General features: G+C 48.7%; 20 protein-coding genes. 13 read left to right on the forward strand and 7 right to left on the reverse strand.

Features of this window, described 5'->3' with window-relative positions:
* Positions 1 to 119 precede the first annotated feature (119 nt).
* Complete coding sequence (locus BGO59_RS08275) at positions 120 to 647, forward strand: CopD family protein (RefSeq protein WP_293683082.1); 528 nt, start codon at positions 120 to 122, stop codon at positions 645 to 647.
* 52 nt (positions 648 to 699) lie between these two features.
* Here BGO59_RS08275 and BGO59_RS08280 read toward each other — a convergent pair whose 3' ends face one another.
* The 4 genes from BGO59_RS08280 to BGO59_RS08295 all read right to left on the reverse strand — a co-directional run bounded on the left by BGO59_RS08280 (position 700) and on the right by BGO59_RS08295 (position 5,001).
* Positions 700 to 1,848, reverse strand: coding sequence for an endonuclease/exonuclease/phosphatase family protein (locus BGO59_RS08280; protein ID WP_293683084.1), 1,149 nt, complete (start codon positions 1,846 to 1,848; stop codon positions 700 to 702).
* Positions 1,849 to 1,892: 44 nt separating this feature from the next.
* Positions 1,893 to 2,837, reverse strand: coding sequence for a hypothetical protein (locus tag BGO59_RS08285; protein WP_293683086.1), 945 nt, complete (start codon positions 2,835 to 2,837; stop codon positions 1,893 to 1,895).
* Between the two features lie 101 nt (positions 2,838 to 2,938).
* A complete protein-coding gene (locus BGO59_RS08290) occupies positions 2,939 to 4,321 on the reverse strand; it encodes a HAMP domain-containing sensor histidine kinase (RefSeq protein WP_293683088.1) in 1,383 nt (460 codons plus the stop codon).
* Positions 4,321 to 5,001, reverse strand: coding sequence for a response regulator transcription factor (locus tag BGO59_RS08295; protein ID WP_293683090.1), 681 nt, complete (start codon positions 4,999 to 5,001; stop codon positions 4,321 to 4,323). Before BGO59_RS08295 ends, BGO59_RS08290 begins: the two co-directional genes overlap by 1 nt.
* A 389-nt stretch (positions 5,002 to 5,390) precedes the next feature.
* On the opposite strand from BGO59_RS08295, the gene BGO59_RS08300 reads away from it, so the two are divergent.
* Both BGO59_RS08300 and BGO59_RS08305 read left to right on the forward strand, forming a co-directional pair.
* Positions 5,391 to 6,440, forward strand: coding sequence for a sensor histidine kinase (locus BGO59_RS08300; protein WP_293683092.1), 1,050 nt, complete (start codon positions 5,391 to 5,393; stop codon positions 6,438 to 6,440).
* Complete coding sequence (locus tag BGO59_RS08305) at positions 6,437 to 7,486, forward strand: sensor histidine kinase (RefSeq protein ID WP_293683094.1); 1,050 nt, start codon at positions 6,437 to 6,439, stop codon at positions 7,484 to 7,486. Before BGO59_RS08300 ends, BGO59_RS08305 begins: the two co-directional genes overlap by 4 nt.
* Positions 7,487 to 7,530: 44 nt before the next feature.
* Here BGO59_RS08305 and BGO59_RS08310 read toward each other — a convergent pair whose 3' ends face one another.
* Positions 7,531 to 8,106 carry a hypothetical protein gene (locus tag BGO59_RS08310; protein WP_293683095.1) on the reverse strand — a complete coding sequence of 192 codons (576 nt, stop codon included), beginning with the start codon at positions 8,104 to 8,106 and terminating at the stop codon, positions 7,531 to 7,533.
* Positions 8,107 to 8,259: 153 nt separating this feature from the next.
* Between BGO59_RS08310 and BGO59_RS08315 the strand changes: the two genes are divergently transcribed.
* Positions 8,260 to 8,871, forward strand: coding sequence for an outer membrane beta-barrel protein (locus tag BGO59_RS08315; protein ID WP_293683096.1), 612 nt, complete (start codon positions 8,260 to 8,262; stop codon positions 8,869 to 8,871).
* 54 nt (positions 8,872 to 8,925) lie between these two features.
* Here the strand turns inward: BGO59_RS08315 and BGO59_RS08320 are convergent, their stop codons facing one another.
* Entirely contained in the window at positions 8,926 to 9,513 is a 588-nt protein-coding gene (locus BGO59_RS08320) for an outer membrane beta-barrel protein (RefSeq protein WP_293683097.1), read from the reverse strand.
* Positions 9,514 to 9,901: 388 nt separating this feature from the next.
* On the opposite strand from BGO59_RS08320, the gene BGO59_RS08325 reads away from it, so the two are divergent.
* Positions 9,902 to 13,441, forward strand: a complete 3,540-nt coding sequence (locus BGO59_RS08325; RefSeq protein ID WP_293683098.1) for an SdrD B-like domain-containing protein — start codon at positions 9,902 to 9,904, stop codon at positions 13,439 to 13,441.
* Between the two features lie 70 nt (positions 13,442 to 13,511).
* Here BGO59_RS08325 and BGO59_RS08330 read toward each other — a convergent pair whose 3' ends face one another.
* Positions 13,512 to 15,038, reverse strand: coding sequence for an aldehyde dehydrogenase family protein (locus BGO59_RS08330; RefSeq protein WP_293683099.1), 1,527 nt, complete (start codon positions 15,036 to 15,038; stop codon positions 13,512 to 13,514).
* A 230-nt stretch (positions 15,039 to 15,268) separates the two neighbouring features.
* On the opposite strand from BGO59_RS08330, the gene BGO59_RS08335 reads away from it, so the two are divergent.
* From BGO59_RS08335 to leuC, 8 genes are all read left to right on the forward strand, one after another.
* Complete coding sequence (locus BGO59_RS08335) at positions 15,269 to 15,730, forward strand: GNAT family N-acetyltransferase (RefSeq protein WP_293683100.1); 462 nt, start codon at positions 15,269 to 15,271, stop codon at positions 15,728 to 15,730.
* Between the two features lie 163 nt (positions 15,731 to 15,893).
* The gene (locus tag BGO59_RS08340; RefSeq protein ID WP_293683101.1) at positions 15,894 to 16,667 is read left to right on the forward strand and encodes an alpha/beta hydrolase; all 774 of its coding nucleotides are present in this window, start codon (positions 15,894 to 15,896) and stop codon (positions 16,665 to 16,667) included.
* Positions 16,668 to 17,257: 590 nt separating this feature from the next.
* On the forward strand, positions 17,258 to 18,538 hold the full coding sequence (gene ilvA / locus BGO59_RS08345) for a threonine ammonia-lyase (protein WP_293683102.1): 1,281 nt from the start codon (positions 17,258 to 17,260) through the stop codon (positions 18,536 to 18,538).
* A gap of 10 nt (positions 18,539 to 18,548) precedes the next feature.
* Positions 18,549 to 19,466 carry a helix-turn-helix transcriptional regulator gene (locus BGO59_RS08350; RefSeq protein WP_293683103.1) on the forward strand — a complete coding sequence of 306 codons (918 nt, stop codon included), beginning with the start codon at positions 18,549 to 18,551 and terminating at the stop codon, positions 19,464 to 19,466.
* A 33-nt stretch (positions 19,467 to 19,499) separates the two neighbouring features.
* On the forward strand, positions 19,500 to 20,084 hold the full coding sequence (locus BGO59_RS08355) for a Crp/Fnr family transcriptional regulator (RefSeq protein ID WP_293683104.1): 585 nt from the start codon (positions 19,500 to 19,502) through the stop codon (positions 20,082 to 20,084).
* Between the two features lie 107 nt (positions 20,085 to 20,191).
* Positions 20,192 to 22,336, forward strand: a complete 2,145-nt coding sequence (locus BGO59_RS08360; protein ID WP_293683106.1) for an FAD-binding protein — start codon at positions 20,192 to 20,194, stop codon at positions 22,334 to 22,336.
* 53 nt (positions 22,337 to 22,389) lie between these two features.
* Positions 22,390 to 22,728, forward strand: coding sequence for a hypothetical protein (locus BGO59_RS08365; RefSeq protein WP_293683108.1), 339 nt, complete (start codon positions 22,390 to 22,392; stop codon positions 22,726 to 22,728).
* A 185-nt stretch (positions 22,729 to 22,913) separates the two neighbouring features.
* Positions 22,914 to 24,323: a 3-isopropylmalate dehydratase large subunit gene (leuC, locus tag BGO59_RS08370; protein ID WP_293683110.1), complete on the forward strand. Its 1,410-nt coding sequence runs from the start codon at positions 22,914 to 22,916 to the stop codon at positions 24,321 to 24,323.
* Positions 24,324 to 24,345: the final 22 nt, after the last annotated feature.

Here is a 24,345-nt window from a genome sequence, read left to right on the forward strand (position 1 = left end):
CTGCCGATTATGTGATCCTGAATCTGGTAAAATTTGCTAGGTTATGGTCGCTGAGTACTAAATGGACAGTGACCTCGCTAAAACGCATTAATGTATATTTGCCGCAACAATAGTTGGCCATGACGTTCTTTTATAGCAAAGCCCTTCATATCATTTTTGTGGTAACCTGGTTTGCTGGGTTATTTTATATGCCCAGATTGTTCATTTATGCCACCGAAGCCGAGCAACTGGACGAGCCAGGCCGTAGCGCTGTGCAAAAGCAACTGCTGCTGATGCAGAATCGGCTCTGGTTTATTATCGCTTGGCCATCGGCAATTATCACGCTGATTATGGGCCTCACAACCTGGTACAACTATGGGTCGACGCCCGATTGGCTGATCTATAAACTGGTGCTGGTGGCAGGTCTGTACGTCTACCACATACTGTGTCATATCCTTTACCGACAGCAGCAGCGGGGCGAATTTCGGTATACATCCACACAGCTTCGCGTCTGGAATGAAGTATCGACCCTGTTTCTTTTCGCCATTGTGTTTCTGGTCGTGCTGAAAGACGCCCTGAATATGCTGTGGGGCTTGTTGGGGATTTTCGGTCTGATGATCGCCCTGATGATGGGCATCCGCGTCTACAAGCGGCTGCGGAAAGACTAATGTGTGGGCTTTAAGGTAGGCCCATGATGGAATCAAATGTCTTTCGGTGTATTTACTTCTGTTGAGCCAGTAACTCGTTGGGAGTATGCAGGGACTTCTTCAGTACATATTGCGCCAGTACAGGGAAATGGTCAGAAAACGAGATGCCCGATAAGGTTTGACAGGTTTTGATCGCCCAGTCGCTACTGACGAACTGCTGATCAATTCGAACACAATATGGATGGCGGTTCAGCGTAAAGCCAAGCCCCTGTCCGGCTTCTTCGAACGCGTTTTTGAAGTTTTGCCGGAGCTTGCCGTACGAATAGCCGATAGGTGTTTCGTTGAAATCGCCACAAATAATAACGGGGTATCGGCTGCCTGCTACGTACGATTCTACTTCCAAAAACTGTTCATTTCGGTGTTCAAAGCCTTCTTTCAATTTCTGGAAGGTATCAATCAGTGATGTGGTAAACTGAATGAGGTGCCCCGATTTCAGCGCATCGACCGCCTGATTGGTTCGTACCCCCATCGACCATAAATGTACGTTGACAACCCGGATAGTGTCGGCACCGTAGGCAATATCGGCACACAGAAATCCATTGATGTCGGGGCCGTTCGACCGATCCCAGATATGACCGTACCGATTAACGATCGGATACTGCGAAAACAACGCTAGTCCTATTTCCCGATCTTTATCGAAGCAGGTAAGCTTCTCCATTTTTGCCGTGTATTGCCGCTCGATCTGGCTATTGGGCGAATATTCCTGAAAACAGGCAATATCAGCCTTCAAGGATGATAGATCGACACCGTTCTGAAATGTTTCACTGTTGAAACTCAGTACATTTAAAGTGCGGGCGTGGCTCATGTCGGTATCGCCACTGTCGGTGCCCAGCAATCGCTTGACCACAACAAACGAGAACAGCACCCAGATCATACCGGCCATGGCTACGGCGGTCTGGTGCTTTCGGAACAGATAGATGCAGGCTATAAAACCACCCAGAATAGCAAGTGGCAGGCTCATCATGATAAAGCCACCCAGCCAATGATTGATGACTGGGTAATAGCAAAAGGCCATGCTGAAAAACAAATAACCGAGTGCTGTATAAGCAATCGGAAACTGGCGGTATGTATGCACTAAATACGTTGCCAGCTTGCCCAGCGTTTTCAAGTAAGGTTGTATACTAGTCAAAAGAGATCGTATCAGGTTGTGAAAAGTTGCCATAGATTAACCGTTGAGTTAGCTATAAGAGCCTCTGAACAGGCCAATTATTTGACGTCGAAACGGCCACTGCCAATGCGGAAGCCTTCGGCATATAACTCCACCGTATAAGGGCCTGGTTTATAAGGAGCGTCTCGCCGAAACAGAATGTCGACCTGCTGGTCGCTGTTTTCAAACAGTACCGTTTGTCGGGTGCTGTAACCGATTTCGTGGCCCTCTGCCCATATAACCCCACCATTGTCGCCAACAACGGCCCCGTTGACGTCCAGAATACGGGCATATATGTCTTTGTTGTTCTTTACAGCCACGGGATTCGACGGCATAATAAAGGTGATTTTCAGTCGGTCGATACGCGACGCTTTGTACATACCACCCCGGCGCTCTTTACCGTTGGCTGCCACGGCGGCTACTTCTACGTTGACCGCTTTCATGGCCGACGCCAGCGATACTTTGTTTTTTAATTCGGCGTTCTGGAGGGAGTAATCGTCAACCGTTTGGGTCAGGGCGGCTTTTTCGTGCTTTAACCCTTCATTTTCGGTGAGAATCGTTTGCTTTTCTTCTTCAAGTACTCGCGCCCGATTGAGCAAAGAACCATTTTCGGTTTTTAACTGGCGGAGGTTAACGTCATTCTGGGCCAGAAAAGCTTTGTAGTCGTTGATTTTCAGGTTGTATTGCTGAATGGAGAACGAAAGGTCGTACTTCAGTTTTTTCTTATCGCTTTCCAGTTGCCGCTTAATCCGTTCCAGTTCGCTCACGCTACCGCCTAACTTGCGGACTTCGATGATCTTATTGTCCAGCACCGACGAAATGGAATCGAGCTTTTGTTGGGTAGAGGCAAATTGCTCCACTTTAGCTGTTAGCAGTTTCTGAACCTCCAGCGTTTCGTTGCGGGAGCCCACAAATAAATAGGCCAGCAGCGCCATTACGCCCACCAGTGCCCCGATGGTCATGTTCAGAACGCCCTGTTTATGATTCGCTGTTTGGATTTCCATAGGTACATCGTTGCTTTGTAGCTCCCTCGCCCTCAGAGATAGGGAGCTACAAAGCAACGATGCCGAACTTAATCAGGACTTAATCTGAGTTTAAAATTACCTTAAAATGATGCACTACTGGGGAGTGTGAGGGTAAACGTAGTGCCCTCCTGGGTCGATTTAACAGAAATGGAGCCCTTATGAATCTCGACAACCTGGGCCACAACGGCCAGACCGACCCCGTGCCCTTTGCTCGATGGAGCCGTGGCATTACTGCGAAAGAAGGGTTGGAAAATGTAAGGCAGATCGGCCTCCGGTATTTGAGGGCCTTCGTTAAATACGGTGATGATGATTGTGTTAGCCTTTGCTTGAAAGGTTACCTGGGCCGTTTTGCCGGGCGAAAACTTGCAGGCGTTATCCAGCAGATTCATCAGCAGTACTTTAAGCGCAGCCCTGTTCCCCTGTGTTATCAGCGCTTCTTCCTCATCCGGGAAATCAGAAAAAGTAAGCTGAATCTGGTAGTTCTCATGCCAGCTCTGCAACTGCGTTTTTGATTCCCAGAGCAGCTCATCCATACGAACGGGTTCAACGGCCAGGGTATCGGCCCGCATGGAGGTATTGGCTAAGTCCAGTAAGGTGTTGGTCAGTTGGGCCAGATGGCGGGTATCCTCCTGTAATGATTGCAGCGTGCGTTCGTACGCGTCGGGGTTTCGTTTCTGGATTAAAGCGACGTCAATTTGCGAATTGATTTTGGTGAGTGGGTTTTTCAATTCGTGCGACACATTGGCGATGAACATCTTCTGCTTGTTGATGGCTTGCTCAACGCGGTCGAGTAACTGATTGAAGGTGGCTACCAACACCCCTATTTCGTCGGAGCGGTTAGGGTGTTCCACCCGTTTCGATACATCAGCTGGAAAAATCGTATTCACCTGCTGCACAATGCCCGACATGGGAGCCAGCGCCCGGTCGGCAAAAAACCAGCCCGAAATACCCAGGAGCAGGAGAGCCGCCAGAACCATCACAATCAGAATCTTTTTCAGATCGTCGAGCGCTTCGTGCCCCGTCTGATCAATACCACTGACAATCACCCAGTCGCTGCTGTTGGTTTTGGCCAGATGAATGGCTACCACCTGATATTCGTGCTGGCGCATATAGAGCGTTTGGGCAGTCGAGTCGAGTTGCGGAATGAACTGCTCGTGAAATCGGGTGTTGGCCGGATTGTTGGAAAAAAGTACCTGTTTGGTTTTGGCGTTATAGATCGAAATATTTTCGTTGAGCAGTGGCTCTTTATTGCCCGCATCAATCACGCGCAGTACCGTACTATCGGTTTGCTGTAAGTCGAACAGGAGCGTAGTGGTCGTGATGGCCCGGTCCTGAAGCCGTTTGAAAAAGCGTTTTTCGAGGTAGAGTTTGCTGAAGAAATAAACCCCGAGCGAAAACAACAGCAGAATCACCGTTACCAGTAGCGCAAATTGAACCGTAAGTCGGGTGCGAATATTGGTCATCACGACACGAGCTTTACTACATATCCCATACCAATCTGCGTGTGCAATAATTTGGGATTGAAGTCCTTATCGATCTTTTTGCGGAGAAAATTTATGTATACTTCAATGACGTTGGTACCCGTATCGAACGTCAGATCCCAGAGCCGCTCGGCCAGTTCGACCTTAGAAATCACCCGTCCCTGATGGCGCAGGAAATATTCGAGTAACTGAAACTCTTTGGCTGTCAGGGAAATCTCACGGCCCGCCCGCGTTACCGTTTTGGTATCGGTATTCAACTCCAGATCAGCAATTTTCAATACATTGCTGGGTTGAATGGTATGATGCGATCGACGGGTAAGTGCCCGAACCCGCGCCATGAGTTCCCCAAATACAAACGGTTTAACCAGATAATCATCGGCTCCTGCGTCGAGGCCAACAATCTTATCGTCGGTTGTTCCCAGCGCGGTCAGCATCAGTATTGGGGTAGCCACGTTAGCTTCCCGCAACTTTCGGCAAAGCTCCAGACCATTCATGCCGGGCAGGATAATATCGGAAATGATAAGCGCATAGGGCGACCGGGTCGCCAGTTGAAAGCCCAGGATACCGTCGTAGGCTACATCAACTTCCCACTGGTGCTCTTCGAGTCCCTGTCTAATACTCTGAACCGTTTTGACTTCATCCTCAATTAGCAGAATTTTCATGGGGTCCGGCTCTTACGACCCTCGAATTTATAGAAATAACGTATTGGATAGACGATTTGAGTAACAAACCTCTCGTACACGGCCTCTGAATAACCTATAAACGATGTAGGATACAATTGGATATTACTTAAGTTCAAGTGAGGGGGTTTCAGCTTGGGCAAGTGAGGCTATTACGGATGATGACGTACCGTTCATCCGTCAACTAACTCTAAATCTACCTTTTTTCTTGGCTATCTACCGAAAGGCGTTTAATTTCAACAAACTGTATTGGCTATAGCTCAGGAGCGGTTGAATTCGACCAATGTTTAGGGAGTCAACTTGCAACGCTTGATGACCTATAGGGCTCTTTCCATTGATAACATACTATCTAGCATACGTCAACGCTGTCTGTGAACGTCTTTACTGACAAGAAATTACGAATCTTTGGCCCATTCGCCCTGTTTCTGGTGGGCACTCTGTTCTTTCGGCTCGACTGGTATCTTGAGCGATCGACAGATACGTTGGTTCGTTCGGACCTGATCGCTCTATCAGCCGGTTATGTCTGCTGGCATGTGGCAAGGTGGGTCGTAATGCGCTTGCAGAAAAGGTACCCTGGCCTGGATAACACCCGTCGCAGGCTAATCTGGATGGCGGTTTTGCTGCCTGTGCTGGTCAATTTTGCCTGGCTGATTCGGCAGCTTGCCCACATGGCGTTCAACAATCTGCAATACCTCACCCAAACGCTGTCGAACTATACCTATTCAGTTGGTATTCAGATCTTTTATCATTTTGTTTACTTCATTATTTACGAAGGAAGCTATGTATTACGCGAATGGCAGCAGGCCTACGAGCATAACGAACGACTAAAGAAAGCGAAACTGCGGCATCAGCTCGATACGCTGAAGAGTCAGATCAATCCGCACTTTTTGTTCAATAGCCTTAATTCGCTGTCGATGCTGATTTACGAGAGCCCGCGTCAGGCCGAAGCCTTTGTGGATGAGTTGAGTAGCGTATATCGGTATCTGCTACGGGCGAACGATCAGGAACTGACTTCCCTAAACCGGGAACTGCAGTTTATCCGGTCGTATTTTCAGTTGTTAAAAACGCGCTACGGGGCTGGCGTTGAGCTAACCATAGCAGTTGATAATGATGTACTGGAGCATCGTCTGCCTCCGCTGACTCTGCAACTGCTGGTAGAAAATGCGGTTAAGCACAACGTTATTTTGCCCGCTCATCCGCTGGCTATTAGGATTCAAACGCAGGGCAATACGCTGATTGTGCAGAATAACCTGCAACGGAAAACGACCGCCGTATTGTCGAATAAAGTAGGGCTGTCGCACATAGCGGCTAAATATCGGTTGCTGGGCCAGCGCGCAATTTCCATACAGGAGGATAATGGCCTGTTCGTAATAGCGCTCCCTTTGGTAGTAACTCAATCGGAACCCGAAGCAACGCTATGAAATCCTTGAATGATCGTTGGCTTCGATGGTTTGGTCCGGTGGGGCTTTATGCCTTCGTGAGTCTGTTTTTTCGATTTGATCTGTATGCGACCAGTACGTGGCGGACGTTGCTGATCAATGTGGTCATTGGCATAACGGCTGGTGTTGTCTGCTGGCAACTTGCCCGATGGGTGGTTTTAACCATTCAGCATCGTTATCCTGGCCTGGACAATACCCGTCAGCGCTTGTTGTGGTTACTAGCCGTACTGCCGGTTCTGGTTGGTTTTGCCTGGCTATTGCGCCATTTCCTGCGGTTCCTGATCGAAGGTACATTCGATTATTATACCACCGCCATTGAACTGAGCCGTAATATTGGGATTCAGATTTTTTACCACTTCATTTATTTCGCTATCTACGAAGGCTGGTACATTTTGCAGCAATGGCAGCGCGAAACGGTACAAACCAGTACGCTGGAAAAAGTGTCGTTGCAAAGCCAGTTGGCGTCGTTACAACATCAGGTTAATCCGCATTTTCTGTTCAATAGTTTAAATTCATTATCGTCGCTGATTGGTGATGATCCGGTACAGGCTGATACGTTTCTTGGCGAGCTGACGGCCGTTTTTCGGTATCTGTTGCAGGCCAGCGAGCATCAACTGGTTCCATTGAGTGACGAAATTGCGTTTATCCGATCTTATTTCCATCTGCTCCAAACGCGTTATCAGGATGGGTTGGTACTGGACTTGTCAGACGATCTGGCAGAAAAGCATGGCCTGATTCCACCGTTAGCCCTGCAGGTACTGATTGAAAATGCTGTGCGGTACAATGTCATCTTACCCGATAATCCTCTGCATATACGCATATACACAACCCTCGATCAGCGCCTGCACGTTGCCAATACCCTCCAGCGCAAAAACCTTCGGGTCGAAACGGCCGGGGCAGGACTGAGTAATCTGGCAACACGCTACGAACTCCTCAACGAAGGAAGCTTGCTGATTGAAGAATCGCCCGGTTGGTTCGTCGTGAGCTTACCCCTGGTTAGTGAGGGCCGACTGGCCGAAATGGGATAGTTATTAAAGCGGCTACCGCTGTTGATAGGTTGGCTCCTGACGAATTATCGGGTAAGTTCCTGGCTGATTGTAAACAGGTTACGGTCGAGCAAGTAAGGGAAGTTCTGCTGAATCATTGCGGTTGTCTGATTTTGTTCAGCTAGTGATTTTAGCAGCAGATCTCTGGTGGAATGCATCGAAACCGTCCGAATTTCGGAATTACCGATCTGCTTCCGGGTGAAATCACATCGATAATAGGTATTTCGGGTTGTTCCGGTAATTGTATCGCGAGTTGATAGCTTGAGAATACCATTGGAAACGCTAAACGTCCCCCTTTCTAACTTCACCAGAACTGTCGTTGAATTCACGAATGAATCTTTTGAGCGTTTACGATACGTGCTATCCGATTGGAAGGTGAATGAGGAGGCTTCCATATACGTAAACCAGGCCAGTTGGTCTGCTTTGGGTAAAGGACCGCCTGATTCAAACACGAAACCGTTGGTAGTCCAGCTACCAATTAGATCGTAATACGCTAAGGGACGAAATACTTCGGCCTCTTTGCAACTTGATAGACCTAACATGATCATTGCCTGTAGCAAAAGTGCCTTCAATCGGCTCGGAGTTAGGAATGCGTTTTTCATAATGAAGTGCGTTTAAAAATTTAAGATACGCTAAACGGCTAAATGACAGTATACTTTTTTATGGAATTACAAATATTTACAATACTGTATACGAGATAATTACAACCAAAATACATCATTTAGTGTCATATTGTATAAAAAACATGTTTTGTTATGAAAACATACCTTTTTACGAGCCTATTTCTTCTTGCCTGCTGTTCGCTCACATGGGCGCAAACAGACAAAGGGCGCTGGCAGATCGGTAGCCAGATTGGTAATTTTAGGTATCAGAATGAGGGCCAGTACGCGCAAAAGAGCTTTTCGGGAACTATCATGCCAACGCTGGGTCATTTTGTAGCTACCAATCTGCTGATCGGAACGGGGATACCCGTTAGCTATTCGACCAGCTACCTTAAGTCGCCCGATTTTAAGAGCTACCAGTTAAGTTACGGCCTGTCACCGTTTATTAATTACTATTTTGGCAAAGGGCCTTTGAAACCCTACCTGGGAGCTGCTTATGGTTATAATCGTACCGTTAATTACTATCGATCGTTTCTGAATGGCGAATCGAAAGCAACGGGCTACTCCACAGCTATCGCTCCGCACGCTGGCGTGGCCTACTTTATTAGTCGGAATATTGGCCTGAATGCTGAACTGAACTACACAATTCAGCATGTTGAAACAGGTTTTCTGGATAACATTCCAGCTAATCAACAGAGTTTTCCTCCCATCGACACAAAGTTCTTTTCCCTGAATTTTGGCTTCCAGCTCTATTTCGGACGATAGAGTTCTTCGTTCTAAGAAGGTCCCCCCACCTTCACTGATCGGCTCGCTCCTGGATTAGTGAAGGTGGTAATTAATGCCAATACTCACCTGCCATCGGTTGAATTCGTCGGGGGTTAAAAGAAAATAAGAATTAGTAGGCGTACTTTTCAACCAGCTTCGACCAGCCATCGCTTCAACAGACCACCGCTTCGCTACCCGGTAATGAGCGCCCAGCCCTACTTCGGTTTGCCAGGTACGAGACTCGGTAGCTGGTGCGTCGGACTTCATCCGTAGTGTACTCTGGCCGTGGTATGTGCCCAGATGAACAAACGTCGCCAGCCGTTTCCCTCGCAGAAAGTAGTAACGGGTTGATACCCCCCCACTCCATAACCTATAATCGGGCTTGTCGACGGTTTGAGGGTAGATGTTACTAGATAGATAACGGCCTTCAACAGCCAGCGACCAGCCATTGGTAATAAAATACTGAACACGGGGCGATGTAAAGGTTGTGGTTGGATAGGTTCCCCGGTAGCCCTGCCCAACACGGACCCCGACGTCGAAATGTCCTTTACCGAAGATATCCTGCTGTTTGTTACTTGTCAGAGATTGGGCATTGCCAAGGAAAGGCAGCATCAGGCAGAGTAGAACTAAATACCGTTTCATAATCAATGAAGTTTATCTGCCACAAGGGATACGTTTAAGTCTGCTGGCGTTGTAAAGAGTGAGGGCATTTAAGTGTTTTTAACATCCCAGCCGAAAAGCAGCTCTTCCTGCTGGCTTTCAATTTCCTGGTATTATACCTCATTAAGGTAATGCGGGTGGAAACCCGCGATTCAAACTGATTAGCGCGGGTTTCCACCCGCATTACAATCGCTTTAATTTAATTCTCCTATAAATAAATAGTAATAAGGACGATCATTCATTTGGCATAATTCTGGCTGGAATATGAGTGCCCAAATGGTTACTATTTGTAATCTATATTTATTAAAGAGTATTTAATTAAGCTATCTATTTCCCTATATTATGTACTGATGCCTAAAGTATTTCGTCTATGCTCCACTTTACGATAAAACCTATCCATTTCTATGTTTTTCTTTTCGTCATATTGGCAACAATTACGTTGCCAGCATTTGGACAGACTATTACGGGTACAGTATTCCGGGATTTTAATAGCAATGGCCTATATGAAGCCATTACTGATCCAGCTTCCTATACCTATGGAGAACCGGGGGTCGGGGGCGTAACGGTGACCGCTTATGATGCATCGGGCGCAACCATCGCAACGACAGTTAGTAGTACAGCAACGGCTATTTTAGGCTCATATACGCTGGCCGTGGGGAATTCAGGGGCTTATCGGGTTGAGTTTACGAATCTGCAGTCGGGCGATTACGAAGCATCCAGAGGGGGGAATAGCGCTACGTCGGTCCAGTTTGTGAATGGAGGAGCAACGAACGTAAATCTGGGCGTAAATTATCCCGCCGAATATTGCCAATCGGTTTCACCCCTGCTCATAACAACCTGTTTTATTGCGGCTGATCCCAGCGCAGGGAACCCATCCATTACGCAGCGAGTAGCTTTGGTGGGAACACCCTACACGGTTGAGGATAATAATAAGGTAGTGAGCTATTTGGCGACAATCGGTGAAGTGGGGTCTACCTGGGGAGTTGCTTACAATAAGTCGACCGGACAGCTTTATTCATCTTCGTTTACCAAACGACATGTGGGTTTCTCGGCCAATGGCCCAAATGCGATTTATGTAACTTCGCCCACGTCGGCTACCAGCGGGAATACAACCGAATTTTTCAACTTCGCGACTGTTGGCGGCACGGCCGTATCCTCTACTACCGAAACGCATGGCAACGATTTGCCAACGACAACGGCCAGTCTGGCCAGCCATGACAGCATTGCCTTCGATGCGGTCGGAAAAACCAGCCTGGGTGGGATTGATCTTTCGGATGATGATAAAACACTCTACGTAGTCAACCTGAAAAACCGAACGTTGTATTCGATTGACGTAACGACGAAAGCTGCCACGGGTGTGCCAATTCCGAATCCGGGCTGTACAACAAGCAGTACGGCAACAGAAGGGAGCTATCGACCATTTGCCGTCAAGTTTTACCGGGGGAAGATTTATGTAGGAGTGGTTTGTACGCGCGAAGATCTGGGTACGACAACTGTTCCCTATGGACCTACCGACGGCCTAAGTGCTACAGTGTATGCGCTTGATCCGGCAGTTCCAGCTTCATTTACAACCGTATTGTCGTTTCCGTTAACCTACCAGAAAGGTGCTTCCGGGGCCGATGTGCTTCCTAATTCGCCAACAAATCCGGCCCGAAGTGAATTCTGGCGACCCTGGACCTCAATTTATCAGGCTGATCGAAATGAAGGCGTTGTAAGCTTTCCGCAAGCCTGGCTGACGGATATTGAATTTGAATCCACAACGGGCGATATGCTGATTGGCCTTCGGGACCGTTTTGGCGACCAGACGGGCTATAAAAATTACAAGCCTGGTAGCAATACAGATCTGATCAGTGGAATTGCCCCCGGCGAAATCCTGCGTGCCCGCAAATGCAGCCCGACGAATGTCATGTGGACCCTAGAAAATGATGGGAGTTTATGTGGCGACATAACGTCGACATCGGCTACCCAAACGACTACGGCCGGACCGGGAACAGGTAAGTATTATTGGGGAGACCGGGTACAGAATGGCGCCAACCATGGCCTGAGTTCGCAGGGGAGTATGGCGCAACTGGGAGGAAGTGCTAAAGTAGCTATGACCGCCATAGACCCTACCGAAATTTTTAATACAGGCGGCATCAAACGATTGATCAACGCAACGGGTGCTAAAGACGGCAATCCAACAGGGATCGACCCAAATCCGGCAGCAGGCATCATTCTATATGAAGAAGATGCTTTTGGCTATGGGAAGGCCAACGGGTTGGGTGATCTGGAACTAGCCTGCCAGCCCGCGCCCATCGAAATTGGCAACCGGGTCTGGTACGATAAAAACGACAACGGAATACAGGACCCCGGCGAACCACCCCTGGCTGGGGTCGAAGTGACTTTACGCGGTACTGGGCTTTCGTCGCCGGTCAGTGTTACGACCAATTCGGCCGGCGAGTATTATTTTTCCAGTGCTGCCGGAACGCCCTCTCCCGGATTTGTGTACAGTTTGACCGGACTGACGGCTGGAGGGTCTTATTCATTAGCGTTCCCGGCCAGTTTCAGCATGGTTATGCTCAGCAGCCGACAAAACCTGGCTACCGGCCCCAATGCGGATAACATTGATTCAGACCCTAATTCGGCGGGTATCATTGCGTTCGTGCTGGGGCAGGCTGGGCAAAATAACTTTTCGTTCGATGCGGCCTATGCGACCTGCGCTCTGGCTTTAACCGGAACGCCATCGTCCTGTGATGGAACAACAAATCGGTACACGGTGTCGGGTACAGTTAGCTTCTCAAACGTTTCGACCGGAACGCTTACGGTAACGGATGGCGCGGTCAGTACAACAATTGCCGTACCTGCCGGAACAACATCGGTTGCCTATTCGCTAAGTGGCTTGACAACGGGCAGCGGATCGCACACGATTACGGCCAGTTATTCGAGTACCGATTGTTCGCCCGCCAGTAGTACCTACACGGCTCCAACGACCTGTGCTTTGCTCGATCTGGAAAAACGGGTGGATAAGTCGAAGGCTGAGCTTGGTGAAATCCTTATGTATACGCTGGTATTGACCAATACAGGCAGCTTACCAACCACGAATATAACTGTACGCGATTCGGCTACCGTTGGGCTTACCTATCTACCCAATTCGGCATCGGCACCAGCCGGAACGACCTTTACGCAGGGAACGCCGATCAGCACCTGGACAATAGCTGCCCTTAGTCCGGGTGAAAGCCTCAGTCTGACGTTCCAGGCCAAAGCTGATAGTACGGGTATTTTATACAATACGGCCAGTATTCCCGGTGATACAGCCCGAATTTGTACGTCTATCCCGGTGCATATGTGCGTCGGAGACGATTACGCGTTCGTCCTGACGGCACCCGCAGGGCATACATCATATCAGTGGTATAAAGACGGCCAGGCTATTCCGAATGCGACAACCGATACGCTGGAAGTAACCGGACGGGGTAGTTATAGCTTGGCTATAGATGCCGGAGGAGGCTCAGGCCAGTGTCCGAATTTCAGTTGCTGTCCATTCATTGTGGTCGAAGACTCGCTACCTACGTTTGTCGCAACGGCCGTGCCAGCCAGTTGCATCGGTAATGTCGCCCAAAACAACGGACAGCTTGTGCTGAGTGGGTTTCAGTCTGGACTAACGTATCAATACTCGCTGGGCGCAACGTTCAATGCGGCTGCCTCCTTGTCAGGTGCCCCCCAGGTGATTCCGGCCAATGGCGTTATTGTAAATACACTGGTAAATCCGGCTTCTGATCAGGTCTATACCGTCCGCGTCTACAATGCGTCGGGTTGTTACACGGATGTGCAGGTAATTCTGTTGAGAACAACCTGCGGCTGCCCGGCCGACATCTGCGTACCCTATGTGCTCACACAAAACAAACGGCCAGTCCGAATTGGGGATCCGAGATAAAAGGAAAAGGGAGGAAAGGAAATGACGAATCTCCCTTCTCCCTTTCCTTCCTTCCTCCTTTACTCCTTACTTAAAAGAACCCTAATTTATTTTTGCTGTACGAGATCAGCAGGTTTTTGGTCTGGCGGTAGTGGTTGAGCATCATGTGGTGATTCTCGCGGCCAAAGCCCGACTTCTTATACCCGCCGAACGGTGCGTGAGCTGGATATTGGTGGTAACAGTTGACCCACACGCGGCCTGCCTGAATCTGACGGGGAATCTGGTACAACTCATGCGCATCCCGCGACCAGAAACCGGCTCCCAGTCCGTACAGCGTATCGTTGGCAATCGAGAGTGCTTCATTCGCATCTTTGAAGGTCGTTACCGATACCACAGGGCCAAAGATTTCTTCCTGGAAAATGCGCATCTTGTTGTTTCCCTTGAAGATAGTTGGCTTGATGTAATAGCCCGATTCCAGCCCATTGCCGACTAGCCCGGCAGGACCACCACCCGTAAGTACTTCAGCCCCTTCCTGCTTGCCGATATCGATATACGACAGGATTTTCTCAAACTGATCGTTGCTGGCCTGGGCACCCATCATGGTTTCAGGATCAAGCGGGTGACCGAGTTTGATGGCTTCGGTCCGCTGAATAACCCGCTCAATAAATCGGTCATACACTCTTTCGTGAACCAGCATCCGTGAGGGACAGGTACATACTTCGCCTTGATTCAGAGCAAACATCACTGCCCCTTCAATACACTTGTCCAGGAACTCGTCATCGGCGTCGGCCACCGAATCCATAAAGATGTTGGGCGATTTGCCACCCAGTTCCATCGTGACCGGGATCAGGTTTTCCGAAGCATACTGCATAATCAGACGGCCGGTAGTGGTTTCTCCTGTGAAAGCAACTTTCGCTACCCGCTTGCTTTGCGCCAGAGGCTTACCTGCTTCCGGGCCGAACCCGTTGACGATGTTGACAACGCCCGGTGGAATCAGCCCTTCGATCAGCTCCATTAATACCAGAATAGACGTTGGCGTTTGCTCGGCGGGTTTCATCACCACGCAACAGCCAGCCGCCAGCGCCGGAGCTAGTTTCCAGGTCGCCATCAGTAAAGGAAAATTCCAGGGGATAATCTGACCGACTACACCGATAGGTTCTTTGATGATCATCGAAACCGTATCGGCATCCAGTTCGGCCACGGAGCCTTCCTCGGCACGGATCACCCCCGCGAAATACCGGAAGTGATCGACGCATAACGGAAGGTCGGCCGCCATGGTTTCGCGAACTGCTTTGCCGTTTTCAACGGTTTCGACGCGGGCCAGGAACTCCAGATTCTGTTCGATCTTATCGGCAATTTTCAGCATTATGTTACTACGCTCGGTGGCCGATGTGCGGGCCCACGACGGGAACGCTTTGTGGGCTGCATCGAGGGCCAGGTCAATATCGGCTGCTTTTGAACGCGGAACACGGGCAATCAGGCTGTCGTCAACAGGAGACGTATTATTAAAATATTCACCATCAACAGGGGCTACCCATTTGCCACCAATATAGTTTTCGTATTGTGTTTTAAACACGGGCCGGGGTAAGATTTTGCTGGGCGCTTCTTGTACTTCCATAATCTGCAGAAAAGTTATAAATAGGATTTGTTACAAAGTTTGAGAGAATTATTCTATTAGGAGTTGAGCAATCGTATCGTCAAACTGAACAATCCTATCAACTTTTCACGGAGTCGTATCTGGTAAGGTCTCCTCCAAAGAATTAGCCCAATTTCGAATTGCACTACCTTTGCTTTAATCATAAAAATCTGTGTTCTATCTATATCAGAAACGACTTATTATCCATTCATATGCAGATTACCGTTGCCCGAACCCCAGAGCAGTACCTGGCTGCTATTGAGCTTTTTAAAGAATACGCATTAGGACTAGGCATTGATCTTCAGTTTCAGAACTTCGATAAAGAGCTGCAAATCCTTCCATCTATGTATGGTCCACCCAAAGGCGAGCTATGGCTTCTGGGAGATGCCAATAGGTGGGTTGGCTGTGCTGCGCTCCGGCAACTGGACGAGAAAACCTGTGAGCTGAAACGGATGTATATCCAACCGGGCTACCGGGGGCAGGGCTGGGCCGATTCATTGATGGACACTGCCCTGGCAACTGCCCAAAATCTGGGCTATGAATGGATGAAGCTGGACAGCTTACGACGGTTGACACCTGCATTGAAGCTGTACGTACGGTATGGTTTCACGGAAATAGCCCCGTATAACTACAACCCGGAAGCCGATGTCGTGTATTTCGAAAAACATCTCTAAATGAATAGAACGTGGATTATTATGATTTATATGATTTATTAAGATCTGTGTAAATCATAGCGATCATAACAATCCGCGTTCTATTGTTTCGATTTTAACCAGGGTTAAAATTATTGCGGGCTTTTCCCTAAACCTTTGTGTCGTAATTAAAACGAACACGAAAATGAAAAAGCCCAAAACCATTGTTCTCATTCACGGCATGTTTGTGAACAACTCCAGTTGGCAGGACTGGAAAGCCTATTTTGAAGCAAAAGGCTATACCGTCTATACGCCCGCCAATCCTGGACACGAGGGAAATCCCACCGATCTGCGAACGCACATCCATCCCGATTTAACCAAAACGGGTTTTGAAGATGTAGTCATGAACATCGTAAAACTGATTGACACGCTGCCCGAAAAACCAATTGTGATTGGCCATTCGATGGCTGGTCTGGTGGTGCAGAAGTTGGTTGAGATGGACAAAGCTTACGCGGGGGTTAGCATCGATGGTGCACCGCCAAAAAATATAATGCCCCCTTTCTCCACGATTAAAATCGTATGGCCTGCCATTAACTTCTTTAAGGGTAATTCACCTTATCTGGGTACGCGTGACTGGTACAACCGGGCCTTTTTCAATACGTTGTCCGAACCAGAAGCGGCCAAAGCCTATGAGGCCATTGCCGTTCCCGAAAGTCGGAAAATCGGTCGGGATACGGTATTGAAAAGCTTTTCAAGCGTGAATCTTAAAAAGCCACACCGTCCTTTGCTATTCATTGCAGGCGAAAAAGATACCATTTTCCTGCCAACGCTTACCCGGAAAATTGCGTTGAGCTATCAGGATGCCAATAGCATCGTGGACATCAAGGAGTTCGCTGGTCGGAGCCATTTTATTTGTGGAGAAGAAGGATGGCAGGAAGTCGCCGATAGTATTCTGGATTGGCTAAACAAGCTGAACTAGAAAGTATCGCAAGACAGGTCCGTTACCTATGCTTGGCGAGTTGGCTAGAGCACTTCTTAGCGTCTACGTTAGAGGAAGATATAGCTGTTTACCAGCCAAAACTCGGTTCACCTGGTAAACCTATTGAAAGAGCTGGCGAATGCCTTCAAAACGACCTAATAAGCTCTTAATCAATAGCAAAGCCTGAAAAACAGAACATAAGTTGTTTTGGTCAACCCCGACGGCAGCCTGTTGGGAAATGCCTAGTTACAATTGGAGTGAGGGAATCAATTCGTTCAGCATTATCTTTGAGGAGCGTATTAAATCACATCGCTTCGACTAAAACCTGCCGATACTGTTCAGCGCACAATTCTCCGTACTTACAACCAGAACATGAATCGACAAAGCTAAACGATGTGGTCTAATCACAGTAGAGGCATATCTTCACGTCGAGAAAGAAATAAACATGCTGGGCATAAAGCTCAATCATTTTATTCGAACCGAACACTTGGCCAAAACACATTTCCTCTGAACAGAAGGCAGGCGAGCCTGAAATAGCTTATCAGGTTAGTATGCCGGACATCGACTGAGAAACATCTTTTCATCAACAAATGAGCCAGAATGACCATTTAATGACCATCACTGATGGTCTGACTCCCGATCTTGACAATATCTACCTGGCGGCCAAACGGCTACAAGGTGTAGCGGTACATACACCTTTGCAGGAAAATATTAACCTCTCCGATCGGTACGGTGCCAGCATCTATCTCAAACGCGAGGATTTGCAGGTTGTTCGTTCCTATAAAATACGTGGAGCCTATAACAAGATGGCGAGTTTGCCAGCCGAAGCGCTCGACAAAGGTGTCGTATGCGCCAGCGCAGGCAACCATGCGCAGGGCCTCGCCTATGCATGCCGTAAGATGGCGGTTCGCGGTACCATCTTCATGCCAACCACTACACCCAACCAGAAAGTTAAGCAAGTAAAACTGTTCGGCAAGGAGTTCGTCGAAGTGGTTTTAGTAGGCGACACCTACGATGACGCGTTCTATGCGGCTATGGAATTCGTCAAAACCCACGACAGTACCTTTGTGCATCCCTTCGACGATGTGCTGGTAATGGAAGGGCAGGGAACCGTTGGGCTCGAAATCTTCAAAGATTCCAACGTCAAGATTGATTACCTGCTGATGGCTATCGGTGGGGGCGGTTTGGCAGCTGGCGTGTCGACAGTATTCAAGCAGCTAAGTCCAAAAACAAAGCTGATCGGCGTAGAGCCACTTGGGTCGCCTTCTATGAAAGTATCGATTGAAGAAGGGCATGTGATCGCCCTCGACAAGATCGACAAATTTGTGGATGGTGCCGCCGTTAAACGCCCTGGCGACATAACCTTTGAAGTCTGTCGCAAAAATCTGGACCGCGTTCTGCTGATTCCAGAAGGGAAAGTGTGTACGACCATTCTGAAACTGTATGATGAAGATGCCATTGTTGCCGAACCCGCTGGTGCCCTGACGATTGCCGCACTGGACATGATTAAAGACGAGATTCGGGGCAAGAACGTAGTTTGTCTGGTCAGTGGTGGCAACAACGACATCACACGTACCGAAGAGATAAAAGAACGGTCATTATTATACGAAGGCCTGAAACATTACTTCATCATTCGGTTTCCCCAGCGTTCGGGTGCCTTCCGCGACTTCCTCAACGTACTTGGCCCCGAGGATGATATCACTCGGTTTGAATACACCAAGAAAACCAACCGGGAAACCGGCCCGGCCGTAGTAGGTATCGAATTGAAACATCGCGAGGATTTCGAACCGCTTATCCAGCGGATGGAGGCCCAAAATATTGTATACGAATACCTCAACGACCAGCCCGATCTGTTTCAGTTTTTAGTGTAGTCCCTTGCCTATGCTTCGTGTTCCTTCATCCATACTACCCAATCAATTTCAGTCCCTCAACATCCAGCGCCCCGACGGATCAGAAATGACCTTTGTGGCGTATCGGAGCGATGTCTATCCCGAACGGAACGAAGTATTTTTTGAGGAACCCGCTGTAATTGTCGTGCTGGAAGGCGAAAAGAAATTCAGCTCACCCACGCAGGAGTTGCACGTACGAAAAGGCGACATTCTGTTTTTTCAGCGGGGGTGCTACTCCATGAACGAATCCATCGACAACAGCTACCGAAGTCTGGTTTTTTTTGTAAACGAGCGGCTTCTGAAAGAGTTTGTCAGTCAGCATCTGGCTCTATTTACGGGAACTTCGGTCAGTGTACCTGCCGACCTGATTCTGGCCTACTCCTCCTCCCCCGCCTTCACCACGTTTATTGACTCGTTGTTGCCGTATTTTGGGTCAAAAACTCCTTTTCTGAACGAATTTCTGCGGCTTAAATCGCAGGAATTACTGCTGCATCTGTTGGAACTAGATACGAAAATCCAATTACAATCCATTCTGTGGCACATCTATCAGGGCCAGAAAACAGATCTGGACTACCTGATGGGCACCTATCTGCTCAAACCCCTGTCGATGAACGAACTGGCCAGGCTATCGGGCCGCAGTCTCTCGGCGTTCAAACGCGACTTCGAAGCGCATTTTGGCACTTCGCCGGGCCAATGGATTCGCCGAAAACGCCTTGAACATGCGCACTTCCTCCTCCGAAACACGACCCAGAATGTATCGGAAGTAAGCCTGGAAATTGGCTATGAGAGTGTGTCACATTTTATTAAAGCCTACAAAAATCAATACGGTTTTACCCCAAAGCAGTCGCATCAAAACCCTGCTACGTTACCCCCAGTTACTTTCTCGTCAAAAGCGGTACAAGCTATGTAGCAACTCATTCTAAACAGCTCATACCGGGCATTCATGCTGCCACCCTACCTGGTTACCGAACTAAACAAAGCGAACGTGTCCCCGCAGTCGCTGGAAGCTATTTTCCAGCACGCTTCGTTTTTGGACATAAAAAATCAGGCCCAACTCATCCGTCCTGGTCAGGTATGTGACCAAATCTACTTCATTATGTCGGGGAGTTTTGTATGCCGTTACATCGATGAAGACCTTGAGATCGAAAAAGCAATCAATTTCTTTATGGACGATTTTCACCCGTTTATGAGCTGCGTTGACAGCTTCTTTTCGGGTGAGAAAACCCGATGTGAGCTACGGGCCATCGCGCATTCGACTGTAATAGCCCTGAACAAACACAAGCTGGAATCACTGATTAATACCGATATTAACTTGTTTCGGTTTTATCATTCGGTAGTTACAACCGCCTTGCAGGAGGAAAATGACTTTAAACTCAAGATCATTTCCTATACGTCGGAACAGCTTTACCAATACCTGATTAGCACCTTCCCCATGATTATCCAGCGTGTGCCCTCTCGTTTCATAGCCGAGTTTATGGGCATTTCGCCCGAATGGCTGAGCAAGTTAAAACACAAGTTTAGATATTAGCCAGAGCAGGCTGTTTCTTCACGGCCAATGCATTTCTTGAATTAATTCAAGTGTTGCTCCTGATGCATTCCGGTAGGTTTGAGCCATCATTTTAACGTCTCGAACCAATGGCAAAAGAATACCTTGGCTACCAGTCGACCGACTATGCCACCTCATTCGCTAAATTTTACGACGAAGCATTTCTACCCCTAGCTTCCTCGGCTCAGGAAGCCTTAACCCGTTCGCCTGTAGCTCCTGAACAATTACCAGTCTTTTCAGCCGCCCGCTATCTGGAAACTGAAGGGTACACCGATTGTGAAAATGGGTATACCCAATACGATGATGGCAGTATTCATGTAGCCGTTTGCACCTATATGCCAAACGTAACTCCGCCCATGTGGGATTGGTGGTTTGGCTGGCATGGTTGTCAGGATACTCGGTATAAGCTCTGGCACCCGAAAGCCCATGTGAGTGCCCGGTGGGACGATGGGAAAAATGACGCGGCTTACATTGGTCGCAATTCGATTATCAAGGAGTACATTGGCAATGAGTTGCAGGATGCGCTCATCCAGTTTAAATCGCCCACCGAATTCGGCTTTTCATTCGACAGCATCAATCATCCTGACAAAGCCGTTTACATCTGCGCCCGTCTGGGTCATCCCAGCCTCCCGGTCGATTACGGCTATCTGGTTCATCAGGTTCGGGCGGTTGAGGGCGGTTCAGAAATGCGTTCCCGGTTCTGGGTAGGCGGTCACTATGTGAGCGTTCGAAAAACGGGAATACTGGCCGATCTGGCTTCCGATTTTATCCGCAAGGTCAGGTCATTACCCAAAAACTTTGCTCCCGACTTACTTCAGCATTGCTCCGAAGAGATGACGCACCTGGCGGCTTTTCTGCCGACACTCTATGCCGAACTCAATCAAGAGGACAGTGAGTTGCAGGTAGCTGGTACGCTTACCCGGCGGTTCGAGCCGGGCTTCGACCAACTGGTTATAGGAACGTTATTCAACAAAATCGATCCAGGCAAACGTCCTGATCTGGTTGTTGAGCCTAAAAGCGTACAGGATATCGTAGCGACATTAAAATACGCCCGGTCGGTAGGTAGAAAAGTTACGGTTTGTTCGGGCGGTCATAGTTTCAGTGCCAACCACCTGCGCGACAACAGTATACTGATCCTGATGAAACACTTCAACCAGTACGAGATCGACCCCAATACGATGATCGCTAAAGCCGGACCAGGTGTGGGTGGTAGCGTACTGATGCAGGAACTGTACAAACACAACCTGTTTTTTCCGGCAGGCCACTGCAAAGGGGTTTGTATTGGCGGCTACTTGTTGCAGGGCGGCTACGGCTGGAACGGCCGCAAACTGGGTATTGCCTGCCAAAGCGTAATTGGACTCGACATTATTACGGCCGATGGCGAACTCATACACGCCAATGCCGAACAAAACGTCGACTTGTTCTGGGCAGCACGCGGATCAGGCCCCGGCTTTTTCGGCATCGTCATCTGCTTTCACCTGAAACTGTATCCGTTGTCCCAATACCGGGCCATCATTGCCCACGACTTTTCGATAAAGCATCTGGAAGACGTATACAGTTGGGCGTATGAAGTGGGGCCCAGTATTCCGAAAGCGGTAGAGTTTCAAATGATTATGAGTAACAATATGCTCCGTCTGCTGGGGCCGGGTATCGAAGCCATAGCCCCCATCTTTGCCGATACAGAGGACGAATATGAAGAAGCGATGGCCTTTATGAAAAACAGTCCGATAAAAAGCAAAGCTATCATTGCTACCCCAGCCTTCAATCCGGGGATCGACATGTTGTATAAAACGACCATGACGCATTATCCTGAAAATTGCTACTGGGGTGTGGATAACATGTGGACTCATGCCCCACTTGATGACTTGATGCCGTTTATCAAAGAGATTGCGAGAACATTGCCGCCAGCACCGTCGCATTTTCTGTGGCTCAACTGGCATCCGGGTAGCCTCTCGATCGATATGGCGTACTCCAACGAAGACAATACATATCTGGCTTTGTACGGCAACTGGAAGCATGGCGAAGACACCGCTAAATACGGCGATTGGGCAGCAACTATGATGCGGCAAATGGCTCACCTATCGACCGGCATCCAATTGGCCGACGAAGGGTTACACAAACGGACAGCCCCGTTTTTATCGGATAGTCACCTCAAAAAACTACAGGAAATCAGGGCTCAACGCGACCCAAACGGCCTTTTCTATGAATGGCACAGCCGTCCGGCTATACAATAACCGATCAGCTCTAACCTTCCTAATTTATTGTTCACCCGTTAAAAAGGAATTTCATGAAACAAGCCATTTTTATTTTCAGTCTGCTGCTTGGCATGACCGGCAGTTTATTCGCCCAAAAACCAACCGATAACTTTGCCGGAACGTATAAAACCGATGATGAGGGTGTTCTGATTATCGTTAGCAAAATCAGCAATGGGTTTGTGGGTATTGATCCGGCCAAACGAATCGTTTTAAAGGATGTAAAGTTTGTTGATGGGCTGTGGAAAGGAACCGTTTACAACCCTAAAAAAGACATAACTGCCGACTGCGAGCTGTATCTGGTTGGAAATAAGCTGAAAATAGTAGCGCACAAGGGGTTTCTTAGCAAAACCATTTATTGGGAAAAACAATGACCAGGCCATAGAATTTATACGTGTTTGTTTCGACAAAGAGCCGGATCGATATAGCTTTTTCGGCCATCGATCCGGCATGAACCAAAAACGCTATTTATTGAACGGATAACGAGATAGACCATTCATTGGTATTTATCAATTTTGTAGCAGAGAAGTACACGAATTTATTTACTGACCGCTTTGCTATGAGTACCCCAAAAACGCTGTTCGATAAAGTCTGGGACGCACACGTTATCCGGCATGTCGAAGATGGCCCCGATGTATTGTTTATCGACCGCCACTTTATTCACGAAGTTACCAGCCCGGTGGCGTTTCTAGGTCTCGAAGGGCGGGGCGCTTCGGTACTGTTTTCCGGACGCACCTTCGCTACCGCCGACCACAATACGCCAACCCTAAACCAACACCTGCCCGTTGCCGACCCTCTTTCGGCCAATCAGCTTGCGGCACTGGAACGTAACGCAATCAAATACGGCATTTCGCACTGGGGATTAGGCCACGAGAAAAATGGTATAGTACACGTGGTTGGTCCTGAAAATGGCATCACGCTTCCCGGCATGACCATCGTTTGTGGCGACTCGCATACATCCACCCACGGCGCGTTCGGAGCCATCGCATTCGGCATCGGTACGTCGGAAGTTGAAATGGTACTGGCCTCGCAGTGCATTATGCAGCCCAAACCAAAGAAAATGCGGATCAGCGTAAACGGTACGCTCAGCAAAGGGGTATTACCGAAAGACGTTATCCTGTACATCATTTCGCAAATTTCGGCCAGTGGCGCTACAGGCTATTTTGTCGAATACGCCGGTGATGTATTTGAGAATATGAGCATGGAAGGCCGCATGACGGTCTGCAACATGAGTATTGAAATGGGGGCTCGTGGGGGCATGATTGCACCCGACCAGAAAACCCTCGATTACCTGAATGGCCGCGAATTGGCTCCCAAAGGCGAAGCCTGGGATAAGCTTGTTCCGTACTGGGAATCGCTCAAAACCGATGAAGGTGCCAGCTTCGATATCGACCTTACCTTCGATGCCGCTACTATTGAACCTCAGATTACCTACGGTACCAATCCGGGCTTAGGTACGGGCGTTACGCACCAGATTCCAGTAGCCGAAGCCGTTAAAGACGGCGCTGCCAGCTACAAAAAGTCGTTGCAGTACATGGGCTTCTCCGAAAATGAATCGATGATTGGCAAACCCATCGATTTCGTATTCCTCGGAAGCTGCACCAACGGCCGAATCGAAGATTTCCGGGCATTTGCTTCTATCGTAAAAGGTCGGAAGAAAGCCGACAACGTAACGGCCTGGTTAGTGCCTGGTTCGCACATTGTTGAAAAGCAGATTAAAGACGAAGGCATCCTGGATATCCTGACCAACGCTGGTTTCCAGCTTCGTCAACCGGGTTGTTCGGCCTGCTTAGCCATGAATGAAGATAAGATTCCGGCAGGCAAATACGCCGTTTCGACCTCCAACCGCAACTTCGAAGGTCGGCAGGGGCCGGGTGCCAGAACACTACTTGCTAGCCCGCTCGTAGCTGCCGCTGCGGCCGTAACCGGCGTTGTTACCGATCCAAGAATTTTAATTGATAATGAATAATGGATAATGGTGCTTAAGCCCA

Source organism: Spirosoma sp. 48-14, assembly GCF_001898575.1.
Classification (GTDB): domain Bacteria; phylum Bacteroidota; class Bacteroidia; order Cytophagales; family Spirosomataceae; genus Spirosoma.